The sequence below is a fragment of the Tropicimonas omnivorans genome (genome assembly GCF_031846565.1).
In the GTDB taxonomy this organism is placed as follows: Bacteria; Pseudomonadota; Alphaproteobacteria; order Rhodobacterales; family Rhodobacteraceae; genus Tropicimonas_B; species Tropicimonas_B omnivorans.
Map to the genome: position 1 here is coordinate 60,771 of NZ_JAVRHL010000003.1, position 23,422 is coordinate 84,192.

Consider the following 23,422-nt stretch of genomic DNA (forward strand, 5'->3'; position numbering starts at 1 on the left):
CGGCGATGAACGATCTGTCCTCCCTCCCGAAGCGTGCCGTCTGGTCAGATGCCGAGCCGCTCGAATGCGTCTCCATCATCCCCGAGGTGCCGAACACGGCGACCTTCACCTTCCAGGCTCCGTCCGGCGCGCTGTTCGACTTCTCGCCGGGCCAGTTCCTGACGCTGGAACTGCCCTTGCCCTCCGGAACGATCCACCGCACCTACACGATCTCCTCCTCTCCCTCCCGCCCCCGGTCCATCTCGGTGACGATCAAGGCGCAGGCGGGCAGTATCGGGACCCAGTGGATGCTGAACGAGCTTCAGCCCGGAATGCGTCTCAAGGCGTTCGGGCCCGCCGGCGTCTTCACGCACCTGAACCATCCCGCCGAAAAATATCTTTTCATCTCCGCGGGATCCGGCATCACGCCGTCCATGTCGATGACGACCTACATGTTCGACCTCGGAACCATGCCCGACATCGTCTTCGTCAACTGCGCCCGCCGCCCCTCCGAGATCATCTTCCGCGAACGGCTGGAGCACATGGCGTCCCGGATGCCGGGGATCGATCTCAAATGGGTCGTCGAGGGGACCGACCCGTTCCGCCCCTGGACCGGCTATCGCGGCATGTTCAACCAGCTCATGCTCGGCCTGATGGCGCCCGACTATCTGGAGCGGGAGGTCTTCTGCTGCGGTCCAGAGCCGTTCATGCGCGCGGTGCGTGAGGCGCTCTTCGGCCTCGGTTTCGACATGGACCGCTACCACCAGGAGAGCTTTCAGGCGCCGGCGGAGACCGATGCGGACGTCCCCGAGATCGACGACGTGGTCCCGGAGCAGGGTACGGACGTGGAGCTGACCTTCGCGGCGTCCGGTGTGACAGCGACCGTTCACGAGACGGACACGATCCTCGCCGCGGCCCGCAATGCCGGACTGAACATCCCCTCGGGCTGCACCTTCGGCGTCTGCGGCACCTGCCGGATCAAGAAGGTCGCGGGCGAGGTCCACATGGTACACAACGGCGGGATCACCGAGGAGGATGTCGAGGCCGGATACATCCTCGCCTGCTGTTCGAACCCGATCGGAAACGTCACCGTGGATGCGTGAAAGTCCGGGCGCGGCCTTTTCGGCCACGCCCGGCCAGTCCGGTCAGTCCTGAACGAGAAGGATGTTCAGATCCAGCTCGTCCATGCGCGCCATCACGCGGTCGAAGCGGAAGGCCGGCGGCTCCATCGGGAAGACATGCATCTCGGTCGGATCGCCGATGGTGCGGAAGAACGGCTCGAAGACCGCAGGGACGAGCCACCCGAAGAACTTCGTATAGGGCGTGTCGAGCCGGTAGCTGTGGACCGTACCGGGCGTGACCTGGCAGTAATCGCCCGGATAGAGCGTCATCTCCTCGCCGTTGACCCAGAGCGTCATCCGTCCTTCGAGGCAGAAGAAGTTCTCGGTGTGGTGCTTGTGATAGTGCCACGGGATCGGCTGCCCCGCCGGCCCCTCGGTGAGCACCGCGAAGAACGCGCCCTCGGTCGAGGCGGATGTCTGGAGGAGAGAGAAGAGCTGGTCCGCCGCAACGAGCCGCTCGCCCTCGCCGCCCATGAGCACATAGGGCCGCTTCTCCTCCGGGATCTCGCGCGCGGTGACGATCGCGGCCTCAGCCTCGGGAAGCGCGCCCAGCCAGGTCACGTCCGAGGCGGCAGCCGCGGCATCCAGTCTGGGCTGGGGGATCGTGAGGTCAGGCAGATCCGGCTGGACAGGGCGGGAGAAGGGTGTGCCGAGCGCCTCGTAGAAGCCTCCGAGACCGGAGCCGATGGACCACGTCAGAATCCGGGTGCGCCAGCTCTTCATGCGGTAGCCATGCGCCGTCCCGGCCGGAACGTAGGCGTAGTCGCCGGCGGTCAGAAGGTGCGCCTTTCCATCGAGGTGCAGCTCGAGCCGTCCGTCCATGACGTAGAGCGCCTCGTCCGTCTCGTCGTGACGGTGCAGCGGCAGGCCGGCATCCATCGACCCGGTGAGAACCGCTGCGGCACAATCGCCGTCGGTGTCCTCGGGGCGGGAGATCACCGTTGCCACGTGGCCGCCGATCAGGCGGAATTCACCCTCGCCGTCCCTGAGGGCATAGAGTTCGTGCGCACCCGGCAATGTGCCGTCGGCCTGCGCCGTGGGAATCTGCCCCAGTGGAGCGTCCGCCATGACGATATCGCCGGTGAGCGCAGCGGCCGCACCGCCAAGTGCGGCTCTGCGGAAAAAGCTTCTGCGGGAGAGAGTCATCGAAAATCCTGTCGCGTTGGTATCTGCGTCGTGGCTATTCCCATCCAGACATCAAGTATAATATAGATATGTGACTGACTTATCATATCGAGTGATCAATGGAGCTTCGACATCTGCGTTATTTCACCGTACTGGCAGACACGTTGCACTTCGGACAGGCAGCGGCGCGGCTGAACATCGTGCAGCCGGCCCTGTCGATGCAGATCAGGAAACTCGAGGAGGAACTGGGCGTCGCGCTGTTCGAGCGCTCCCGCCGAAAGGTCGCGCTGACCCCGACCGGCGAGCTGTTCCTCATCGAGGCGCGGCGCTGCCTGTCCCATGCCGATCAGGCCCGGTTTCTCGCGCAGGAAGCGAAGCGGGGGGCGATCGGGCAGTTGCGGCTCGGGCTGTCCAACGGGGCGGTTCAGTCCGGCGCGCTGCGACGTGTCATGCGCGCCTTCCGGGCCAGCAGTCCGGGCCTTCTGATCGAGCCTGTGGAGGTGCACCCTGCGGGCGCGGCGGACGCCATTTTTCGGGGAGATATCGATGCCTCCCTCGGAACCACCGCCTCTCTCGCGCTGCCCGAAGGGCTCGAGAGTTACACGATGGCGCAGCACCGGGCCCTCGTCGTCCTGCCGGAGGAGCATCCGCTGGCTGCAGAGGCGGATATCCCGGCCGAAGCGCTGCGCGGCGAGACGTTCATCGGCTATGCCGGGCCGCACGACGTGATGGGCATGTCCCTGACCGTGGGGGCGCTTGGCTACCTTCCCGCCGCGCAGAGGGCCGTCAGCAGCCCGTCGATGACGGTCGGCATGGTGGCGGCGGGTCTGGGCGTCGCGATCGTGCCGGAGAGCATCGCCAGGCCCGAGGCGGGCGCCGTCTTTCGCGGGCTCAGGGACCGGAGGTTCGATATCGACGTGACGCTGCTGTGGTCCGGATCGCAGAGCGCGAGCACCGCCGCCGCCATCGCCCGGATGCTGGCCGAGGAGCCGTGACGGAGGAGAGGTCGGACGGGTTCGCCGCCCGGAGGGGGGTTGCCGCAAGGTCACGGGGACGTCACCATCGGGTCGGCAATACCAGGGAGATGCCCCATGCGCGCCGTACTCGCACTCATTCTCATGACCACCCCCGCTCTCGCCCAGGAGGCCGCCGACGCGGTCGCGCCCGAGCAGGCGACAGGTCTCGTCCGGGAAACGCCGGAGCCGGTCACGTCCGATAACTGGATGGTCGTCGCCGCCAATCCGCTGGCGTCCGAGGCCGGGGCCAAGGTGCTGAGGGCCGGGGGCAGCGCTGCAGATGCGATGGTCGCGGTCCAGGTCACGCTCGGTCTCGTCGAGCCGCAATCCTCCGGCCTCGGCGGCGGAGCCTTTCTCGTCTGGTACGATGCCGAGACGGGAGAAATCACCACACTCGACGGCCGGGAAACCGCCCCCATGGCCGCGACCCCGACGCTCTTCCAGAAGGACGGGGAGCCGATGGGGTTCTTCGACGCGGTCGTCGGCGGCCTCTCGGTCGGCACGCCGGGCACGCCCATGCTGCTCGAAGAGGCGCATCGCCGCTGGGGCCGGGCCAACTGGAGCGGCCTTTTCGACGAGGCCATCGGGCTGGCCGAAGACGGCTTCTCGGTCTCTCCGCGCCTCGCCGCCCTGGTGGCCGAGGATGAGGAGTTCCTCTCCGTCGCGCCCGCCACGGCCGATTATTTCATGCCCGGCGGCTCCGCCATCGCAGAAGGCGATACGCTGACGAACGCCGCCTATGCCGAAACGCTGCGCGCCATTGCAGCGCGCGGGGCAGATGCGTTCTATCACGGGGAGGTGGCAGAGGGGATCGTCGCCACGGTGCGCGGTGCGGCCCAGCCGGGCGTCCTGTCACTGGAAGATCTGGATGCCTACGAGGTCGTCGAGCGCCCGGCGGTCTGCGCACCCTATCGCGGTGCGGAGGTCTGCGGCATGGGCCCGCCGTCATCGGGCGCGCTGACCGTCGGGCAGATCCTCGCGCTTCTGGAACCCTATGAGCTCGCCGCGATGGGGCCCGATTCTCCGGACGCCTGGCGCCTGATCGGCGACGCCTCCCGCCTCGCCTTCGCCGACCGCGGGCGGTACATGGCGGATACCGATTACGTGCCCGTGCCGCGGCTTCTGGATCCCGATTACCTCGCGGGCCGCGCCGAGCTTCTCGAGGGGGACGACAGCCTGCCCGAGGTTTCGCCCGGCATGCCGCCCTGGGATCACGCGGCGCTCGATCTCGGCGACGATGCGTCCATCGAACTGCCGTCCACGTCGCATATCTCCATCGTCGACGCCGACGGCAACGCGCTGTCCATGACGACCACCATCGAGAACGGCTTCGGCTCCCGCCTCCTCGCGCCCGGGGGCTTCCTGCTCAACAACGAGTTGACGGATTTCTCCTTCAGCACCCATGACGAGGGCAGCCCGATCGCCAATCGCGTGGAGCCCGGGAAGCGGCCGCGTTCGTCCATGTCCCCGACGATCGTGATGGAGGACGGCGCCCCCGTCTTCGTGGTCGGCTCTCCGGGTGGCAGCCGCATCATCGGCTACGTCGCCAAGACCATCGTCGCGCATATGGATTGGGGGATGGACCCGCAGGCGGCCGTCGCCTTGCCGAACCTGGTGAACCGGTTCGGGACCTACGATCTCGAGGACGGAACCGCCGCGACCGACCTTCAGGGGCCGCTCGAGGAACTGGGCTTCGAGGTAAACGTGCGTGACCTGACGAGCGGCCTGCACGCCATTGCGGTCAGGGACGGCACGCTGATCGGCGGCGCCGACCCAAGGCGCGAAGGCTTGGCCATAGGCGAATGAGCCGGGGCTGAAAGAATGGGGCGCGGGGGGCAGGGCACCCCCGCGCCCTTTTGTTGTCCCTCGGCAGATTCGGGGCTGGTCTCGCCTGGCCGAGGCGCAGTCGATGCGATCCTCGCGCTGCACCGGTGTCGCGCCCGCCGAAGCGATGGGACCCTTCCGGGATGAATGAGCCGGCGCGAGAGGCCCGTCCGGTCGCGCCGTCGTCATGTCGGGGCCAGTCTGACAAATGCCGGGGAGCGTCTCGCCGCCACCCAAGCCACGCGCGCGGGCGCCGCGGTCATCGCGCCCGCGACCTTTGCGCGGTGCGGCATCCTGAGCGGGAAAAGACATGCCGGGTGACCCTTCGGATCACCTCGGCCTACGAGCCGGAGGAGTTCCGGTCACCGATCGGGCGGCGTCGATCCTCGGCGAGGGGCGCGGCGTGAACGGCGAGATCGCCGGGGGCAGGTCAGAACCCGAGGCCGATCGAGATCATCCCGACGCGTTGCTGCTCGGACTGCTCCTCGAACCGTCGCGACAGGCGCGTCTGCCCGACGAAGAGGTGAGCATCGCCGGACGTGGCCTGAAGTCCGATCCTGACCCGCGACTGGCTTTCCTCGAGGGTCACGCCGTATCCGTCCGGCAGATGCGCGGACCCGGTGACGCGCTGGATGTCCCCGCCGAGCACGAGGCCGACGTCGAAGCCCCGCTCCTCCGGAAGATCGTAGGTCATGAGTTGTCCTGTCACCACGTCCCGGGTCCAGACGGCGGCATCCTGTCCTCCCCCGATGACGATGTCGGCGCCGAAGGAGGCCCGCGTGTCGTCGCCGTAGCGCGCTTCGGCATAGGGGCGCACCATTGCCGCGCCGCCAAGGACGAAGGTGTGCGCCACTTCCCCTTCCAGACTCATCACTCCCCGGTCCGGCAGGTGCGGATCGTCCCGCGTCTCCGGGTCGTAGCCATCGTAGTCGAACAACTCGTGCGCCCGAGCCTGCAGCTCGGGCAGGCCGGTGCTGTCCCCCCTGAGGGCGATCTCGCCGCCGATTCGGGTCTCGACCGGGCCGACGTCGCGATGCAGGAACGCGCCGAAGCCGAGCAGGGTGGAGTAGGGGCGATCGCCGTCCTCTTGCCGGGACGGGGACCAGGGGGTGACGATCTCGCCGCGCCCCCTCAATTCAAGCGTGCTGCCGGCATCCGGCGCGTCGCTGAAGAAGTAGGATCCCTGGTAGGAGCCGGTATTCCACCGGTCGTGACCGTCGCCATAGGTGTCATTGACGAAGAGGCGGGCGGATCCGGCATAGTCGGCCTGAGCGGTGCCTCCCGCCAGCGCGATGACGCAGGCGAGCGCACACCCGGCGAGGCTGACGAGAAACGATGCGGGCATGACAGGAGCCTTGCTGGACGCGGAAGATAAGGTTCACTGGTCCTAGCCCGGAATCTCTTAACGATGCGCTAACGAATCCGATCTCCGGCGCCATTCATCGCCTGTCTGCGACGTCCCTGCCACGTTGCCTGCGTGCGAGCCCGTCAGGACGCGATCTCGTCGGCCTCGATGGCCTCCTCCTCGGACAGGTTCAGCCGGCGGCGCAGATCGGCGAGGTAGGCGCGGTCTGCCGGGCTGTCACCGTCGATGGCGGCGCGGGACGCCAGGTAGAATTCTCCGGCGGTCTCGGCATCGTTCACGTCTGCCAGAAGCGAATCGAGGGGCCTGGGGTTGGCGATCTCGCGCTCCATGATCTGCCGGTCCTGCGGCGTCGCGTCCGCATCGTCGATGGCCCGCATGATCCTGGCCCTCTCGTCCTGCGAGAGCGCACCGTCGGCATAGGCGGCGGTGACCATGGCGCGGATCATCAGGAGGGCCTCGTCCTCGCTGAACCGCTCGGCCGCCGCTTCGCCCTCGCTCATGTCTTGGGGGTCTACGTCATCATACGCATGGGCTCCGCCGCCCGTGGCCGAGGCGCCGCCACCGAGGAAGTCGTTTGCCGTGTCCCGAAGCTTGTCGATCAGCCCGCTGCCGGAGTTGGACGATGCGCTGTGACCGGCGGATTGCGGCCGCTTCGACTGGCTGTCCTTGTAGGCCTGGTAGGCCATGTACCCAAGGGCGGCGAGGCCGAGCTTGCCGCCGAGGCCGCCCCGCTTGCGCCGCCGCGCGCCGAACAGGCCGAGCGCGGCCGCTGAGCCGAGAGCTCCCCGGCTCCGCCCGCGACCGGCCATCCGCGTGGCCAGCATCGTGCCGAGAATGCGTTTCATGCTCATGGCGTTCTCCCCCCGTCTGCAGATCCCGCTGCCGCCGATCCGGCCCGCGCCCTGCCTGTGGCCTCCCAACACCGACGGTCCACTGTCGTTCCGGAGCGCCGGGCGGTCTCGGTCTCGGGCGCGGCAGAAAGAGCGGTGCGACAGAGATGCACTTTGACAGGGGCGCGATCCGAGGCGACACCTCCCCTCATGGTCCGTGCCGCTGCCCGCATCTTCACCGCCGGCCTCGTCGCCCTGCTCCTGGCGAGCATGAGCGTCGTGTCGGCCGTGCAGATGGCGCCGGACGGCAAGGCAATCGAGCGGCAGATGGCGCTGCAGACCTTCGGGGCGGACGTCCTGACGTTCTGCGAGGACCACGAGGGTCATGGAGGTCACGCCGGCGCGGCCCATGACCATGACTGCCCGTTCTGCCACAAGCTGCCCCATCCGCCGCGCGCCGAAGCCCCGCTTGCCGCGCGCCGTCTGGCCTGGGCCATCGAGGCGACGCGGGGGGGCGATCTCTTCCGCGGGCCGCAGCATCTCGGCGCACATGTCTCCGCCCGCGGGCCGCCGCGCACCGTCTGATCTTCCTCGAGGCCCCGCCCGGTCCACGGGCTCCGGGTCACCCCGAACCTGGTGCGGGACGAACCCCGCGCTGATCCGCTTTTTCGGAGACAGACATGTTTGCCAAGACCACTCTTGCCGCCTCTGCGGCCCTTTCCCTGATGTCCGGTGCCGCCCTTGCGCACGCCACGCTCGAGCAGAGCGAGGCCGCCATCGGCTCCACCACCAAGATCACCCTGCGCGTGCCACATGGCTGCGACGGTGAAGCCACCAACGATGTGCGCATCGAGATCCCGGACGGGTTCTACAACGTCAAACCCATGCCGAAGGCCGGCTGGACCCTCTCGACGGAGACCGGTGCCTATGACGTTCCCTTCGACAACCACGGCACCGAAATGACCGAGGGCGTCCGGGTCGTCACCTGGTCGGGCGGCGATCTGCCCGATGCGCATTACGACGAGTTCACCCTGCGCGGCACGGTCGGGCCGGACGAGGATGCAGGCGAGGCGATGTACTTCCCGGCCGTGCAGACGTGTGCCTCAGGCACGGCGGACTGGACCGACACGAGCGGCGCAGGTCACGACGTGCCGAACCCGGCGCCGTCCCTCACCCTGGTCGCGGGCGACAGCGGGCATGGGCATCATGGCCACGGCCACGGCCACGGCGCCGCAGACGGGGAGGATGCCTCCTCGGTCGGGGATCTGCGCATCACCGGCGCGAGCCTCCAGGCCACCGTGCCGAACCAGCCCGTCGCGGGTGGCTACATGACCGTTGCGAACACGGGCGAGACGGATGACGTCCTGGTCGCCGTCAGCTCGTCGGTCTCGGGGCGCGGCGAGGTGCACGAGATGAGCATGGACGGAGACGTGATGCGGATGCGTGAAGTGGAGGGTGGCCTCTCCATCCCCGCGGGAGAGACCGTGACGCTGGAGCCGGGCGGCTATCACATCATGCTGATGGACCTCGAAGGCCCCCTGTCCGAAGGCGAGAGCGCCGACGTCACGCTGACATTCGAGGAGGCCGGCGATGTCACCCTGACCCTGCCGATCGTCTCCCGCCAGCGCGGCGGGCATGGCGACCATGGCGACCATACGCACGACTGAGCGTCATGTCGGGCGCGGGGAGCGACCCCGGCGCCGGCGATGCATCACCCGGTCGCGGCCCCGAAGGGGCCGCGATCACGCAGTCCGGGCAGGGACCGCACCTGCCAAGGCCGGCCCCTGCGCGATATCAGCGGCCGTTCTCGGCCCGCCAGGCCTCGAAGCTCGCCAGGTGCTCGTCCTTCGTGCGTGGGTAGAGACCGATGATTGTCTCGCCGCCCTTCACCTGCTCGGTGACGAAATCCTCGTAGGCCGTCATCTCGACCGCCTCGTCCGCCACCTCCTCGGCCATGTGGGCGGGAATCACGATGACGCAGTCGTCGTCTCCGACCACGATGTCCCCCGGAAACACCGCGACATCGCCGCAGCCGATGGGCACGTTGATGTCGATGGCCTCGTGAAGGACGAGGTTGGTGGGGCTGGACGGGCGGGAATGGTAGGCCGGAATCTCGAGCCCGCCGATCGTCGCGGCATCCCTGAAGCCGCCATCCGACACGACACCGGCACCCCCGCGGACCATCAGCCGCGTGATCAGGATATCCCCGGCGGAGGCCGCGCGCGCATCCTTGCGGCTGTCCATCACGAGAACATGCCCCTCGGGGCAGGTTTCGATGGCGACCCGCTGGGGATGATCGGGATTGCGGAAGATGGAGAGCTCGTTGCGATCCTCCCGCGCGGGCATGTAGCGCAAGGTGTAGGCCGGACCGACCATGTTGCGGCCCTTCGGGGCAACGGGGTGGACGCCCTGGATCACCTGGTTGCGCAGGCCGCGCTTGTAGAGGGCCGTGGCAAGCGTTGCGACGGAGACGTCCGTCAGTTTGGTGCGGGTGGCTTCTGTCAGATCGCTCACGGCGGGTCCTTCGGTTGCATTCGGTTGGGCGGGGTGGGCGGACGCATCGTCCATCAGAAGATATCGGGCTCGCCCGCGGCCGGACCGTGGCCGCGCTCGAGGTAGTCGAAGTCGCAGCCGGTATCGGCCTGGGTGACGTGGTTGGAGAACATCCAGCCCCAGCCGCGCTGGAAGCGGGGGTCGGGCCGGATCCAGGCGGCGCGGCGGCGGTCCAGCTCGTCTTCCTCCACCAGCATGTCGAGCCGGCGGTTCGGAAGGTCGAGCCTGACGGTGTCTCCCGTCTTCAGAAGGGCCAGAGGCCCGCCCACATAGCTTTCGGGTGCGACATGGAGCACGCAGGCGCCATAGGAGGTGCCGGACATGCGCGCATCCGAGATCCGCAGCATGTCCCTGTGGCCCTGCTTCACGAGAGCTGTCGGGATCGGCAGCATCCCCCATTCGGGAAAACCGGGACCGCCGAGCGGACCGGCATTGCGCAGCACCATGACATGATCCGGGGTGACGTCGAGATCGGGGTCGTTCACCGCCTCCTTCATCTCCGGGTAGCTGTCGAAGACGAGCGCCGGGCCTTCGTGGACATGGAACTTCGGATCGCAGGCGGCGGGCTTGATGACGGCGCCGGAGGGCGCGAGGTTGCCGCGCAGGACCGCGAGCGATCCTTCGGCGTAGACGGGGTTCGACAGCGGCCGGATGACATCGTCATTATAGACCTCGGCACCGTCGAGGTTCTCCCCCATCGTGCGGCCGGTGACGGTGAGGCAGGACGTGTCGAGCCGGTCTTCGAGCCGTTTCATCAGGGCGCGCAGGCCGCCGGCATAGAAGAAGTCCTCCATCAGGTAGTCCTGCCCCGAGGGACGGACATTCGCGATGAGCGGGGTCGTGCGGCCGAGCTCGTCCAGATCGTCGAGCGTGAAATCGACGCCGGCGCGGCGGGCCATGGCGATGAGGTGGACGACGGCATTCGTCGAGCAGCCGGTGGCCATGGCGACGGTGGCGGCATTGCGGACCGCGCCTTCTGTGATGATCCGCTCGGGGCCGAGGTCCTCCCAGACCATGTCCACTATGCGCCGTCCGCACTCCGCGGACATGCGCTGGTGGCCCGCATCGGGGGCCGGGATCGAGGAGGCGCCGGGCAGGGTCAGGCCCATCGCGTCGGCGATGGCCGTCATTGTGGAGGCGGTGCCCATGGTCATGCAGGTTCCGGCGGAGCGCGCGATCCCGCCCTGGACGCCGAGCCATTCGGCATCCGAGATCTTTCCGGCGCGCCGCTCGTCCCAGAACTTCCATGCATCGGAGCCGGAGCCGAGGATGCGGCCCGCGTAGTGCCCGCGCAGCATCGGCCCGGCCGGCAGGTAGATCATCGGGATGCCGGCGGTGATCGCGCCCATGACGAGGCCGGGCGTGGTCTTGTCGCAACCGCCCATCAGGACCACGCCGTCGAACGGGTGGGAGCGGATCATCTCCTCGGTCTCCATCGCGAGCATGTTGCGGTAGAGCATCGAGGTCGGTTTGGTGAAGCTCTCGTCCACCGACAGGGCCGGCATCTCGAGCGCGAAGCCCCCCGCCTGGAGGACGCCGCGTTTCACGTCCTGGGCCCGCTCGCGGAAGTGGCTGTGGCACGAATTGATCTCGGACCAGGTGTTGAGGATGCCGATGAGCGGCTTGCCCATGAAATCCTCCTCGCCGTAACCGAGCTGCATCAGGCGGCTGCGATGGCCGAAGCTGCGGAGGTCGTCGGGAGCGAACCAGCGCGCGGAGCGCAGCTGGTCCTTGATCTTGCGGGTCATCCGTCTACTCCACGAATGCGAAGATGAGCCAGGTCAGTAGGATCGTGAAGACGAGGCCGGCGAGTTCGGGCCAGGAGCCGAAGCTCGGCTCCTGCGGATCCTTCTCGCGCCGCTCGAAGGCGCGGGGGTCGATATCCTCGTCGCCTCTGGTGAGATCGTGGTCGGGTGTCATGACGTTTTCCCTCCTCAGTTCAGCAGGTTGGGCAGCCACATGGCGAGTTGCGGGAAGAACAGCACGAGGAACAGTCCGACCGCCTGCAGCGCGATGAAGGGCAGCACGGCGAGGAAGATCTCCTGCAATTCTATCTCCTTCGGCGCCACGGATTTCAGGAAGAAGCAGGCAGGTCCGAAGGGCGGGGACAGGTAGTACATCTGGATGTTCATCGCGAAGAGAACCCCGAACCACACCGGGTCGAAGCCGAGATCCTGGACCACGGGCGCGAAGATCGGCACGGTGATGAAGATGATCGCGATCCATTCGAGGAAGGTGCCGAGCACCATCACGATGAGCATCATCACCACGATGACCATGATCGGCGCGATATCGAGGCCGGTCAGGATGCCGCGAAGGAATTCGCCGCCGCCGATCCGGTTGTAGATCCCGATGAGGGAGACCGCGCCGAGGACGAGCCAGATGATGGAGCCGACGGTGAGCACCGTCTGGCGCATCGCGTCCCGCGCCATGATCCAGTTCAGCTCCCCCCGCGCCGCGGCGACGACGAGCGCGCCGACGGCGCCGATGGCGGCCGCTTCGGTGACCGTGGCGATGCCCGAATAGATGACGCCGAGGACCGAGCCGATCAGGATGCCGGGCAGGATCACGCCCTTGAGGTGACGCATCCGCCGGAAGAACGGCTCCCCGGTTTCGGGAATGTCGTAGATCGGCGCCATGGACGGCGTGATCCGGACACGGATCAGGATGTAGGTGATGTAGAGCGAGGCGAGGATCAGTCCCGGCACGGCGGAGGCCATGAAGAGGTTGGTGATCGAGACCTGCGCGGCGAGGCCGTAGACGATGAGCACGACCGAGGGCGGGATGAGCGTGGCCAGGGCCCCCGCGGCGCAGATGATGCCGATGGAGAGCTTCCGGTCATAGCCGAGACGCATCATCTGGGGCAGGGCGATCAGGCCGAGCATGACGATCTCGCCGCCCATGATGCCGGACATCGCGGCCAGAAGGACGGCGACGATGCAGGTCTGAACCCCGACGGAGCCGCGGAAGCGCCCGCCGGCGATGGCCATCGAGTTGAAGAGGCTTTCGGCGATCCCCGATCGTTCGAGCACGTTTGCCATGAAGACGAAGAACGGCACAGCGATCAGTTCGTACTTGTGCAGGACCTCGCTGACATTCGCGGCGACGATGAAGAAGCCCGCGCGCTCGCCGAAATAGAGGATGGCGGTGGCGAGGGAGACGGTCAGCGTCGTGATGCCGAGCGGGATGCCGATCGCCATCAGCGCCAGGAGCGACAGGACGATCAGAAGGGTGATGTATTCAATGCCCACGGACGAGCTCCCCTTCGGTGGCCTGGATCCAGCGGATGATGTTGGCGAGAAGCTGGAAAATGTAGAGGATGCAGCCCGCGACGATCGCGGTCTTCAGGATCACCGGCTGGATCGAGTTCAGCGCCGTACCGGTATGCTCCATGCGCTCGATGGCGCGGATCGCGGGATCCCAGAGCGCAAGGGTCAGCACGAAGATGGCCCCTGCCGAGACGATCATCTGGACGAGCCGGAAGACCCGCCAGACGCGGTCCCCGACGATCAGCTCCATCATGGTGATCGAGATGTGCCGGCTTCGTTCCGTGACATAGCCCACGGAGAGCACCCAGGCCGCGGCGCAGAGCGTCATCGCAAGTTCGGTGGACCAGATTGTCGGATTGTCGAAACCGTAGCGCATGACGACCTCGAGAGCCGAGACGCCGATGCAGGCAAAGATCAGGGTCGCGCAGCTATGGCCGATGAACACGCTGATGCGGTCCATGATGTCGGCGTAGCGCGCCAGGATGCGGGACATGGGCGCGGGCTTCCTATGGCGATGAGGATGGGCCGCGCCGCCGGGAAAAGGCGGCGCGGCCGGGACGACTTACTCGGCCTCGAGCAGCCCGATCTCGGTGAGATAGGCCAGGTGCGCGTCGAGCGCCTCCTGGGCGAGGTCGGACTTCTTGGCGAACTCCTCCCACTGGGTCCGGGCGGTCTCGCGGAGCTTCATGCGGTCCTCGTCGGACCAGTCGATGACCTCGATCTCCTCGCTCGCATCGTCTCGCTCGGCCAGTTCCTGGTCCTGTTGGCCGACTTCCTCGGCCATGGCGTACATCGCATCGTACCACCACGTCCGCAGCAGCTCCTGGTCCTCGGCGGACATGTCCTCCCAGATGCGCTCGCTCACGGTGAACTGCATCGAGGGCATGGAATGGATGCCGGGATAGAGCGGGTAGGGGGCCACGTCGTGGAGGCCGGTGGCGTCGTTGTTGACGTATGCGGACGCGTCGGCGGCGTCGACGATGCCCTTCTCCAGCGCGCCGAAGACTTCGGAGAACGGGATGGAGATCGGGGAGGCGCCGGCGGCCTGGAACACGGAGGCGGCGAGGCCCTCGGGGGAGCGGATCTTCTTGCCGGCCAGGTCATCGTAGGTGCGGATCGGCACGTTGGCGACGAGCGCCTCGCGCGAATAGGGACCGCAGGCGACCACGTGGACCTCGCCGTCGGTCACCTCGTCCGCCGCCTTCTGCATCATCGCCTCGCCGCCGCCCTCGCGGCAGAAGTCCAGCATCTGCTCGGGCGTCTCGTAGCCGGAGATGAGGTCTCCCATGATCGCGTAGGCGGGTTCGAGGCCGGAGAAGTAGTTCACCGAGGTGAAGTCCCCGTCGATCACGCCGGCCGCGACGGCTTCGGGCGTTTCGCGGGCCGGCACGACCGAGCCGTTCGGCGTCAGGGTGACCGTGATCCGGCCATCCGAGCGCTCCTCGAGTTCGGGCAGCCACTCCTCGGTCAGGTACTTCGTCGAGAAGTCGCCGGCATTGAACGACGTCTGGATATTGAGGTCCTGCGCGAAAGCGCCCGTTGCTGCGAAAAGCGCCGTTCCGGCAAGCAGGATGCTGCGGGTATTCATTGTCATCTTCCTCCCTGATGCGCCGCTATCGGGGCGCTCTGATACGCTAAAATATTAGTTACGTGTCGTCAATATTCGTGATTTTATGGGCGCGCCAATAACTTCGTCCCCAGCGGAAGCTTCTCCCAGTGAGTTTCGAGACCACGACACACATCAGCGCCCGCGCCCCGATTCCCCGCAGGGCGTCGGTCAGCGATCAGATCAGGGAGCTTCTGCGGCAGCGGATCGTGTCGCTCGAACTGGAGCCGGGGCAGAGCCTCTCCCGCACCGATCTCGCCGCGTATTACGAGGTGAGCCAGACGCCGATCCGGGATGCGATGTTGCGGCTCGAGGCCGAGGGTCTGCTCCGGATCTTTCCCCAGGCGCGGACGCTGGTCTCCCTTATCGACGTCGACCACGCGCGGGAGACGCAGTTCCTGCGCCTGTCACTCGAACTGGAGGTCGCGCGGACGCTGTGCGAGCGGCCGGGTCAGGCGCCGATCGAGGCTCTGACGGGGATCGTGGACGAGATGGAGGCTGCCGCGGGCGCCTCCGACATGACGCGTTTTACGCAGGACGATGCCCGGTTCCACCGCACGCTCTTCGCCGCGACGGCCAAGGACGCGCTCTGGGATCTGGTCGTGGAGCGTTCGGGGCATATCGACCGGCTGCGCAAGCTGAACCTGCCGGACCCCGGCAAGATCGAGCGCATACTCGCCTCCCACCGTCAGATCGTCTCTGGCCTCGCCGCGCAGGACGTGGAGGAGACGACGGGCGCCGTCCGCCTACACCTCGGCGAGACGCTGGCACTCGCCGATCAGATCGTTGCGGCGCATCCCGATTACTTCCGCACGGACAGCCCGCCCGCCCCCTGAGGCTGCGTGGCCGGGCGGACCGCCTCCGGCGCGGCAACGCGCACCGCGTCCAGCTCCCGGGCGGCGCCGGCGATGCGGGCGATGCGCGGCAGATCCGCGATCGGCGCGCCCCATCGCTCTGCATTGTAGACCTGCGGCACGAGGCACAGATCGGCGAGGCTCACGGCGTCTCCATGACAGAACCGCCCCGTTCGGGGCCCCTCGAGAAGGGCCTCCACCGCCACGAGGCCGCGCCGGATGAAGTGCCGCATCCAGTGCACGCGCCTTGCCTCCTGCTCGTCCGCCGGCCCGTTCCGCAGAACCTCTTCGAGGACCGAGAGATTGCAGACGGGATGCGTGTCCGCCGCGATGGCAAGCGCGATGGCCCGCACACGGGCGCGTCCCGGTGCATCGGCGGGAACGAGGCCAAGCCCGCGCGTCTCGCTCAGGTACTCCACGATGGCGAGCGACTGGGTCAGCCGCAGCCCGTCGATCTCCAGCACCGGCACGAAGCCCTGCGGATTTCGCGTCAGGTGGTCCCGCGAGCGCTGAACGTTGGCCAAAAGGTCCACCGGCACCGTCTCGTAGGCGATCCCGGCGAGGTTCAGCGCGATGCGGACCCGATAGGACGCGCTCGACCGCCAGTAATCGTGGAGAACGGCGCTCATGCGCGAGCGACCGCGATGGCCTCCCGGATGACATCCAGATCGCCGACATGGTTGAAGAGGGTCAGGATCAGCCGGGCGTTCAGCGCGTCGCTTTCCTCCTTCGTCAGCCCTTCATGGGCGGTCAGGAGCTGGTCATAGGCATCGTCCGGGCGGGCCAGGTTGCGGGTGGTGACAAGCGAGCTCATGCCAGCTCCCTCCCCGTAGCGCGGTCGAGGGCCGCCCGTATCGACGCGGGTTCGGCACTCTCCCAGCGGGCGGCGACATGATGGTCCGGGCGGATCAGGTAGAGCGCGCGGGACTGTCCGCCGAGATAGCGCTCCCGAACCTCCGGCGGCACCTCGATGATCTCCAGCCTCCGCACGTCGCCGATGTCCGGCGCAGGCATCCCGATGGCCAGAAGCGTGAAGCCGGGGCCGAACGCACCGAGCAGGTACCCGTGCCCGATCGGGGCATCGGGGCAGGGAGCGCCGGGCCGCGCGCCGGCCGGCCCGTCCGGCAGCTTGTCCTCGCTGTTCAGCGGGCTGCCGTCGTAGATGCTCGGCTGCGACAGGCGTCCGGAATTGACGAAGGGCCTGGCGAAGTCATGATCCCGCGACAGGTGCAGCACGGCGTTCCGAAAGAGCCGGCTCACCTCCGATTTCGGCGTGATGAAGTCGGTGGAGCGGGTGGAGGCGCGGATGTTCTCGTCCGTGGCATAGCAGCGCTCGGTATCGTAGGTTTCGAGAAGCGCCTCCGGCGCCTCTCCGCGCAGCACCATGGCGAGCTTCCAGCCGAGATTGTCCGCATCCTGGATCCCACCGTTGGCGCCCCGCGCGCCGAAGGGCGAAACCTGGTGCGCGCTGTCTCCGACGAAGATCACCCGGCCATGCCGGAACGTCCGCATCCGGCGGCACTGGAAGGTGTAGATCGACGTCCAGACCAGCTCGTATTCGATGTCCGGCAGCATCTGGTCGATCCGGGCGCGGATGCGCTCCTCCTTCAGTTCCTCCTCGCGGTCCACGTCCCAGCCGATCTGGAAATCGATCCGCCATATATCGTCCGGCTGCTTGTGCAGGAGTGCCGAATCTCCGGCACCCCGGAACGGCGGCTCGAACCAGAAGCGACGCTCCACCGGGAACTCCGCCTTCATGCGCACGTCCGCGATCAGGAAACTGTCGCGAAAGACCTTGCCCTCGAATTCCAGCCCCAGCGCCTTGCGGGTGGGGGATCCGGCTCCGTCGCAGGCCAGGACCCAGTCCGCCGTGATCTCGTAGGGTCCGTCGGGTGTCGCGATCCGGATCCGGGCCGCGCCGTCTTCCTCCAGCAGAGCGTCCACGCGGTTCTTCCCGCGGATCTCGATGGACGCCCCCTCCGCCTCCGCCCGCCGCAGGCGATCCACGAGGACGCGTTCGAAGTAGGGTTGCTGGAGGTTGATGAAGGCGGGCCGACGATGTCCGCCCTCGGGCAGCAGGTCGAACTCGAAGACGAGATCCTCGCCATGGAGCACCTTGCCGACGTTCCACACCACGCCCTTGTCCACCATCGCATCGCCGCAGCCGAGGCGGTCGCAGATCTCCAATGTGCGCTTCGAGAAGCAGATCGCGCGGCTGCCTTCGCCGACGCCCTCGTGATCATCCAGCACCAGCACCCGCACGCCCTTCAGCGCGAGATCGAGGGCGGTGGCAAGGCCGACGGGCCCGCCGCCGATCACCACCGCAGGGTAATGCGCCGCCGCGCCCGCCGCCTGATCCGCGCTCCTCGCGTACGGATAGAGCCGGTGGGCCACCGAATATCGGTCATCCAGCATGTCGTTCTCCTCCCCCCGAAAGCGCGCGGCCCGTTTCCTCCTGCGGCCCGCGCGGCCGGCGTCTCAGCCCTGAAGGGCCTCCCACATTTCCTTGTCCCGCGCCGCGGTCCAGACGCGGGGCGTGTCGATCCCGCGCGCCTCGTCGTAGGCACGGGCGACGTTGAACGGCAGGCAATGCTCGTAGATCGCGTAATCGGCGAACTTCGGATCACAGACCTCGCGGACGTGGGACATCGCGTCCTGCAGCGAGCCGCCGCGCATCGCCACGCGGCGCACCGCATCGAAGGTCGAGGTCACGAAATCGGCGGTGCTGTCGAGGGCGGCGTTCACCTTGTCCCGGCCGACGAGCGCTGCCCCCCGGCCCGGCGCGATCGCGTCGAGATCGAAGGCGCGGATGTTGTCCAGCGTTTGGGGCCAGTCGGTATAATGCCCGTCGCCGCAATAGCAGGCGGAGTGGTATTCGACGATGTCGCCGGTGAACATGACGTTCTGGTCCGGCACGTGGATCACCATGTCACCCGCCGTATGCGCCCGACCGACCTTCATCAGGTCCACCCGCCTCTTGCCGAGATAGACGGACATGCGGTCCGAGAACGTCGTCGTGGCCCAGGTCAGCCCCGGGATGCTCTCGTGGCCCTGGAAGAGGCGCGGAAACCGGTCGAACTCGCTGTCCCAGTCTTCCTGCCCGCGCTCGGCCACCATGCTCTGCGCGACGTCGGACATGATGATCTCGCGCGCCCCATATGCCGACGCGCCGAGAACCCGGACGGCGTGGTAATGCGTGAGCGCAAGATGCGTGATCGGCTTGTCGGTCACCTCGCGGACCTTCTCGATGACGAGGTTCGCCAGTCGCGGTGTGGCCTGCGCCTCGACGATCATCACGGCATCGTCGCCGATGATGACGCCCGAATTGGGATCGCCCTCGGCGGTGAAGGCCCAGAGCCCGTCGCCGACCTCGGTGAAGCTGATTTCCTTGTCCGCCATGTCTCCGGCGGATGCGAATGCCTTGGCCATGTGGCCTCCTTCTCGGTCTGTCAGGGAAAGTCGGGGGCGGGCAGGATCGTGCCGGTGCAGGCGCCGAAGCCCACGCGGTAGCCGTCACCTTGCGCGTGCCCCCGCAAGGTGAGTGTGTCGCCGTCCTCGATGAAGGTTCGGGGGGACCCGCCGATGTCGAGCGGCCTCTCGCCGCCCCAGGTCAGTTCCAGAAGCGAGCCGTAGCTGGACGCATCGGGCCCGGAAATCGTGCCGGAGCCCAGAAGGTCGCCCGTACGCATGGCGCAGCCCGAGGAGGCGTGATGCGCAAGCTGCTGCGCGGCGGAGTAGTAGAGTTCGCGCATGTTGGTGCGGCTGATCTCGTGCCCGTTCATCTCGGCCGACAGGGACACGTCGTAGCCGTCCGGGAAATCAGTTTCGAGGTAGGGCAGGAGGTCCTTCTCCCGCGGGGGGCCGTCCACCGCGAAGGGCGCAAGTGCTGCCCGCGTGACGATCCATGGACTGATCGATGTGGCGAAGGCCTTGGCCTGGAACGGCCCGAGGGGCTGGTATTCCCAGGCCTGGATATCCCGCGCGGACCAGTCGTTCAGAAGGACGTAGCCGAAGATCATCTCCTGCGCCTGCGCGGTGGTGACCGGCTCGCCCATTGCCGATGGCGTTCCGACGATGGCGCCCATCTCCAGCTCGATATCGAGCCGCCGGCAGGGCCCGAAGGACGGTGCGTCCGCCTCCTTCGCCTTGGTCTGCCCGACGGGACGCCTGACGTCCGTTCCGGAAACGACGACGGTGGAGGCGCGCCCGTTATAGCCGATCGGGATATGCAGCCAGTTCGGCGGCAATGCGTTGTCGGCCCCGCGGAACATCGTGCCGACATTGGTCGCGTGATGTCGGCTGGCGTAGAAATCGGTATATTCCGCGACGGTGAAGGGCAGGTGCATCCGCGCCTCCGCCATCGGCACGAGCAGCGGCTCCACCGCCTTCCGCGCGTCCGACCCTTCGGCCAGGAGCTCCGTCAGCCGCGCCCGGAACGCGGCCCACGCCTTCGGCCCATCCGCCATCAGCGGGTTCCAGGCCGCGTCCTGGCACCGCCCTTCGGTTCCCGTCAGGCCGGCCTTCTCGGCACCCGCGGCATCGAGGATCATGTCCCCGATGGCGACGCCGCAGCGCGCCTCGCCGCCAATCTCGAAGACGCCGTAAGGCAGGTTGTTCAGCGGAAAGTCGGTGTCGGGGGCGTTGGCGCTCTCGACCCAGGAGCGGTTCAGCATGGAGGCGGTCCTTTCAATCCTCTTCGTCCCACTCGTCCCAGGGCATCCGCGCGAAGGCGGCGCCCACCCAGATCATCCCCGCGATCGCGGCGAGGACGATCAGTAGGGCGAGGACGGTCATTTCCTGCCCGGCGTTCCGTCGAAATGCTTCTCGAGCCCGTCCCAGCAATCGACATAATCGTCCTGCAACGGAGCCTCCTTCGCGGCGAATTCGGTCAGGTGCTGCGGGAAACGGGTCTCGAACATGAAGGACATCGTGTCGTCGAGCTTGTCGGGACCGAGCTCGGCGTTCGACGCCTTCTCGAACGCTTCCCGGTCGGGACCATGGGGCAGCATGCAATTGTGCAGGCTCATGCCGCCCGGAACGAAGCCCTGAGGCTTGGCGTCGTACTGGCCGTAAATGTTGCCCATCATCTCGGTCATGACGTTCTTGTGGTACCAGGGCGGGCGGAACGTGTCCTCCATCACCATCCATCGCTCCCGGAAGAGGACGAAATCGATGTTCGCGGTCCCTTCGACGCCCGAAGGCGCGGTCAGGACGGTGAAGATGGACGGGTCTGGATGGTCGAAAAGGATCGCGCCCACCGGACAGTAGGTCTTCAGGTCATACTTCACCGGTGCGTAATTGCCGTGCCAGGCCACCACGTCGAGCGGGGAATGCGGGATCTCCGAGCGGTGGAACTGGCCGCACCATTTGACCGTCATGGAGGACGGCACCTCGCGGTCCTCGAAGGCGGCGACGGGCGTCTTGAAGTCCCGCCGGTTCGCCATGCAGTTGGCGCCGATCGGCCCGCGGCCCGGCAGGTCGAACTTCTGGCCGTAATTCTCGCAGACGAAGCCGCGTGCCGGCCCTTCGAGCACCTCGACGCGGTAGACCAGCCCGCGCGGCAGGATCGCGATCTCCTGCGGGGCGACGTCGATGATGCCAAGCTCGGTGGCGAAGCGCAGACGTCCTTCCTGGGGCACGACGAGAAGCTCGCCGTCGGCGGAGTAGAAGTACTCGTCCTCCATGGAGGCCGTGACGAGATAGATATGCGCCGACATGCCGGTCGCGACGTTCACGTCCCCCGCCGTTGTCATCGTGCGCATACCCGTCAGCCAGGTCAGGGCCTCGTCCGAATGGGGAACGGGATCCCAGCGGTACTGACCGAGGGAGGTCACGTCCTGCGGAATGTGCGGCGCGGTCTTCCAGTAGGGCAGGTCGATCCGCTCGTAGCGCCCCTGGTGCTTCACCGAAGGCCGGATGCGATAGCACCACGTCCGCTCGTTCTGGTGGCTGGGTGCGGTGAAGGCCGTGCCCGAAAGCTGCTCGCCGTAGAGGCCGTAATTCACCTTCTGCGGCGAGTTCATGCCTTGGGGCAGGGCGCCCGGAAGCGCCTCCGTCTCGAAGTCGTTGCCGAAGCCGGGCATGTAGCCCGCTGTCGTGCCCTGCGGCGTGGCGGCCTGGAGCAGGCCCGACAGGCGCGTCTGATCGTTCATCGTGGCTCCTCCCCCGGTCGGATGGTTGCTCTCAGGGGTAATGGTTGTATTTGTAACCAACAAGAGAGTTTCCGAGGAGGGCCCATGTCCGAGTTCGACCTGCGTACGTTTCTGCCGTACCTGCTCAACCAGGCCGCGGAGGAGACCAGCCTCGGCTTCTCCCGCGTCTACAAGGACCGCTACGGAATGCTGCGGACGGAATGGCGCGTGTTGTTCCACCTCGGCCGCTACGGCGACATGACGGCGGCGGAGATCGGGCGCCGCGCGAAGATGCACAAGACGAAGATCAGCAGGGCTGTTGCGGCACTGGAAGCGAAGCGGTTCGTCACCCGGCGGGAGGATTCGGCCGATCGCAGGCGCGAGACGCTGACGCTGTCAGCGCAGGGCCGGCGCGCGTTCGACGACCTCGTCGTCGTCGCCGAAGCCCACGACACGCGGCTGACCGCGAACCTGTCAGCGGGCGAACGCGCGGTGCTGATCGACTGCCTCCAGCGCCTCGCCGGGTTCGGCAATGGGGTGGAACGGGCGTTGTCGCCGGCGATTGATGGTTACAAACAAGACGAATACCAATAAACAGCCGGCGGCTCCGGGAGGAGGGGGCCGCGCCGGTCGGCGGCGGGGCACCGGGAAGGCCCTTCGGTCCCGCGTCGTCCGGATATGACCGGCATGAGAAACAGATTTTCCGGGAGGATCAGAATGAGTGTCTACGTCCGTGGCCTGACGGCTGCCGCAACCCTCGCCATGCTTGGCGGGACCGCCGCCGCGCAGGAGACCGAGCTCGTCATGTCGAGCTGGCTGCCGCCGCGCCATCCGATCGTGGTGAACGCGATGAAGCCCTGGGCCGAGGAGGTCGCCGAGGTGACGGACGGCCGCGTCACCGTGCGTGTGCTCGCCTCCCCTCTCGGCGCGCCGCCCGCTCACTTCGACATGGCCCGCGACGGCGTGGCGGACATCACCTACGGCCTGCACTCGTTCAGCCAGGACGACCGTTTCGATGCGAGCGAAGTGGGGCAGTTCTCCTTCCTCGGTGACGACGCCGTCAGCGTGTCCGAGGCGTTCTACACCGTCTATACCGAGGATCTCGGAGCCGCCGAGGACCACGAGGGCACCCATATCCTCGGCCTCTTCACCCATGGGCCCGGCGCCTTCCACAACGGCCGCCGCGCGATCGAGACGCCGGCCGATTTCGAGGGGCTGAAGATCCGTGTGCCGGGCGGCTACACCGCCACGCTGATGGAAGGTCTCAGCGCGACGCCGATCTTCACCTCCTCCACCGAGGTCTACGAGCAGCTGTCCCGCGGCGTGATCGATGGGGCGACCTTCACCAAGGAAGCGCTGACCGCGTTCAATCTCACGGACGACATCGCCTATACGACGACCGTTCCGGGCGGCATGTACAACACGACATGGTTCCTCGTGATGAACGAGGGCGCGTGGGACGGGATCTCCGCCGAGGATCAGGAGGCGATCGAGGGCATTTCCGGTCTCGCCTTCGCGGAGCGCGTCGGCACGGCATGGAACGATGCCGATACCGCCGCCGAAGCGGAGATCGAGGAGGCCGGGATCGAGACGAGCCCCGCGAACGATGAGGTCCTCGCCGCGATCAGGGAGGTCGCGTCGCAGGCGGAAGAGGACTGGGCGGACAGCCTCCCCGAGGGGCAGGACGGCCTCGCCGCCCTCGCGCGTCTGCGCGAGATGACCGGCGTCGAAGGTCCGGCGGACTGATG

At 67.3% G+C, this 23,422-nt stretch carries 23 protein-coding genes; 8 read left to right on the forward strand and 15 right to left on the reverse strand.

Annotated elements, in window-relative coordinates:
* The first annotated feature begins 5 nt into the window (after window positions 1–5).
* The gene (locus RM543_RS10840) at window positions 6–1,082 is read left to right on the forward strand and encodes an FAD-binding oxidoreductase (RefSeq protein ID WP_311691497.1); all 1,077 of its coding nucleotides are present in this window, start codon (window positions 6–8) and stop codon (window positions 1,080–1,082) included.
* A 42-nt stretch (window positions 1,083–1,124) separates the two neighbouring features.
* Here the strand turns inward: RM543_RS10840 and RM543_RS10845 are convergent, their stop codons facing one another.
* Window positions 1,125–2,246 (reverse strand): quercetin 2,3-dioxygenase, encoded by a 1,122-nt coding sequence (locus RM543_RS10845; RefSeq protein ID WP_311691499.1) that lies wholly within the window; start codon window positions 2,244–2,246, stop codon window positions 1,125–1,127.
* Between the two features lie 98 nt (window positions 2,247–2,344).
* Between RM543_RS10845 and RM543_RS10850 the strand changes: the two genes are divergently transcribed.
* Window positions 2,345–3,220: a LysR substrate-binding domain-containing protein gene (locus tag RM543_RS10850; RefSeq protein WP_311691501.1), complete on the forward strand. Its 876-nt coding sequence runs from the start codon at window positions 2,345–2,347 to the stop codon at window positions 3,218–3,220.
* Window positions 3,221–3,316: 96 nt separating this feature from the next.
* Complete coding sequence (ggt, locus tag RM543_RS10855; protein ID WP_311691503.1) at window positions 3,317–5,047, forward strand: gamma-glutamyltransferase; 1,731 nt, start codon at window positions 3,317–3,319, stop codon at window positions 5,045–5,047.
* Window positions 5,048–5,495: 448 nt separating this feature from the next.
* Here the strand turns inward: ggt and RM543_RS10860 are convergent, their stop codons facing one another.
* Together RM543_RS10860 and RM543_RS10865 are read right to left on the reverse strand one after the other, a co-directional pair.
* Window positions 5,496–6,410: a lipid A-modifier LpxR family protein gene (locus RM543_RS10860; protein WP_311691505.1), complete on the reverse strand. Its 915-nt coding sequence runs from the start codon at window positions 6,408–6,410 to the stop codon at window positions 5,496–5,498.
* Between the two features lie 143 nt (window positions 6,411–6,553).
* Window positions 6,554–7,282 (reverse strand): DUF533 domain-containing protein, encoded by a 729-nt coding sequence (locus RM543_RS10865; RefSeq protein WP_311691507.1) that lies wholly within the window; start codon window positions 7,280–7,282, stop codon window positions 6,554–6,556.
* Between the two features lie 189 nt (window positions 7,283–7,471).
* On the opposite strand from RM543_RS10865, the gene RM543_RS10870 reads away from it, so the two are divergent.
* Entirely contained in the window at window positions 7,472–7,846 is a 375-nt protein-coding gene (locus tag RM543_RS10870; protein ID WP_311691509.1) for a hypothetical protein, read from the forward strand.
* A 95-nt stretch (window positions 7,847–7,941) separates the two neighbouring features.
* The gene (locus RM543_RS10875; protein ID WP_311691511.1) at window positions 7,942–8,928 is read left to right on the forward strand and encodes a DUF1775 domain-containing protein; all 987 of its coding nucleotides are present in this window, start codon (window positions 7,942–7,944) and stop codon (window positions 8,926–8,928) included.
* A 127-nt stretch (window positions 8,929–9,055) separates the two neighbouring features.
* Here the strand turns inward: RM543_RS10875 and RM543_RS10880 are convergent, their stop codons facing one another.
* From RM543_RS10880 to dctP, 6 genes are all read right to left on the reverse strand, one after another.
* Window positions 9,056–9,766 carry a ribonuclease activity regulator RraA gene (locus tag RM543_RS10880; RefSeq protein WP_432280467.1) on the reverse strand — a complete coding sequence of 237 codons (711 nt, stop codon included), beginning with the start codon at window positions 9,764–9,766 and terminating at the stop codon, window positions 9,056–9,058.
* A 62-nt stretch (window positions 9,767–9,828) separates the two neighbouring features.
* Window positions 9,829–11,562, reverse strand: coding sequence for an L-arabinonate dehydratase (gene araD, locus RM543_RS10885; protein WP_311691515.1), 1,734 nt, complete (start codon window positions 11,560–11,562; stop codon window positions 9,829–9,831).
* A 4-nt stretch (window positions 11,563–11,566) separates the two neighbouring features.
* On the reverse strand, window positions 11,567–11,734 hold the full coding sequence (locus RM543_RS10890) for a hypothetical protein (RefSeq protein WP_311691517.1): 168 nt from the start codon (window positions 11,732–11,734) through the stop codon (window positions 11,567–11,569).
* 14 nt (window positions 11,735–11,748) lie between these two features.
* Entirely contained in the window at window positions 11,749–13,065 is a 1,317-nt protein-coding gene (locus RM543_RS10895) for a TRAP transporter large permease (protein ID WP_311691519.1), read from the reverse strand.
* On the reverse strand, window positions 13,055–13,576 hold the full coding sequence (locus RM543_RS10900; protein WP_311691521.1) for a TRAP transporter small permease subunit: 522 nt from the start codon (window positions 13,574–13,576) through the stop codon (window positions 13,055–13,057). Before RM543_RS10900 ends, RM543_RS10895 begins: the two co-directional genes overlap by 11 nt.
* A 69-nt stretch (window positions 13,577–13,645) precedes the next feature.
* Window positions 13,646–14,677 (reverse strand): TRAP transporter substrate-binding protein DctP, encoded by a 1,032-nt coding sequence (gene dctP, locus RM543_RS10905; RefSeq protein ID WP_311691523.1) that lies wholly within the window; start codon window positions 14,675–14,677, stop codon window positions 13,646–13,648.
* Between the two features lie 122 nt (window positions 14,678–14,799).
* Here dctP and RM543_RS10910 point away from each other — a divergent pair, with 122 nt between their 5' ends.
* Entirely contained in the window at window positions 14,800–15,525 is a 726-nt protein-coding gene (locus RM543_RS10910) for a GntR family transcriptional regulator (RefSeq protein WP_311691525.1), read from the forward strand.
* Here the strand turns inward: RM543_RS10910 and maiA are convergent.
* The 6 genes from maiA to hmgA all read right to left on the reverse strand — a co-directional run bounded on the left by maiA (window position 15,492) and on the right by hmgA (window position 21,695).
* Window positions 15,492–16,172, reverse strand: coding sequence for a maleylacetoacetate isomerase (gene maiA, locus RM543_RS10915; protein WP_311691527.1), 681 nt, complete (start codon window positions 16,170–16,172; stop codon window positions 15,492–15,494). The two genes, RM543_RS10910 and maiA, sit on opposite strands and share 34 nt — an antisense overlap.
* Window positions 16,169–16,357, reverse strand: a complete 189-nt coding sequence (locus tag RM543_RS10920) for a DUF2783 domain-containing protein (RefSeq protein WP_311691529.1) — start codon at window positions 16,355–16,357, stop codon at window positions 16,169–16,171. Before RM543_RS10920 ends, maiA begins: the two co-directional genes overlap by 4 nt.
* Complete coding sequence (locus RM543_RS10925; RefSeq protein ID WP_311691531.1) at window positions 16,354–17,958, reverse strand: FAD-dependent oxidoreductase; 1,605 nt, start codon at window positions 17,956–17,958, stop codon at window positions 16,354–16,356. Before RM543_RS10925 ends, RM543_RS10920 begins: the two co-directional genes overlap by 4 nt.
* A 63-nt stretch (window positions 17,959–18,021) precedes the next feature.
* Window positions 18,022–18,972, reverse strand: coding sequence for an MBL fold metallo-hydrolase (locus RM543_RS10930; RefSeq protein WP_311691533.1), 951 nt, complete (start codon window positions 18,970–18,972; stop codon window positions 18,022–18,024).
* A gap of 20 nt (window positions 18,973–18,992) precedes the next feature.
* Window positions 18,993–20,216: a fumarylacetoacetase gene (gene fahA, locus RM543_RS10935; protein WP_311691535.1), complete on the reverse strand. Its 1,224-nt coding sequence runs from the start codon at window positions 20,214–20,216 to the stop codon at window positions 18,993–18,995.
* Window positions 20,217–20,333: 117 nt separating this feature from the next.
* Window positions 20,334–21,695, reverse strand: coding sequence for a homogentisate 1,2-dioxygenase (hmgA, locus tag RM543_RS10940; RefSeq protein ID WP_311691537.1), 1,362 nt, complete (start codon window positions 21,693–21,695; stop codon window positions 20,334–20,336).
* An 84-nt stretch (window positions 21,696–21,779) separates the two neighbouring features.
* On the opposite strand from hmgA, the gene RM543_RS10945 reads away from it, so the two are divergent.
* The gene (locus RM543_RS10945; protein ID WP_311691540.1) at window positions 21,780–22,268 is read left to right on the forward strand and encodes a MarR family winged helix-turn-helix transcriptional regulator; all 489 of its coding nucleotides are present in this window, start codon (window positions 21,780–21,782) and stop codon (window positions 22,266–22,268) included.
* A gap of 123 nt (window positions 22,269–22,391) precedes the next feature.
* Window positions 22,392–23,420: a TRAP transporter substrate-binding protein gene (locus RM543_RS10950; protein WP_311691542.1), complete on the forward strand. Its 1,029-nt coding sequence runs from the start codon at window positions 22,392–22,394 to the stop codon at window positions 23,418–23,420.
* Window positions 23,421–23,422: the final 2 nt, after the last annotated feature.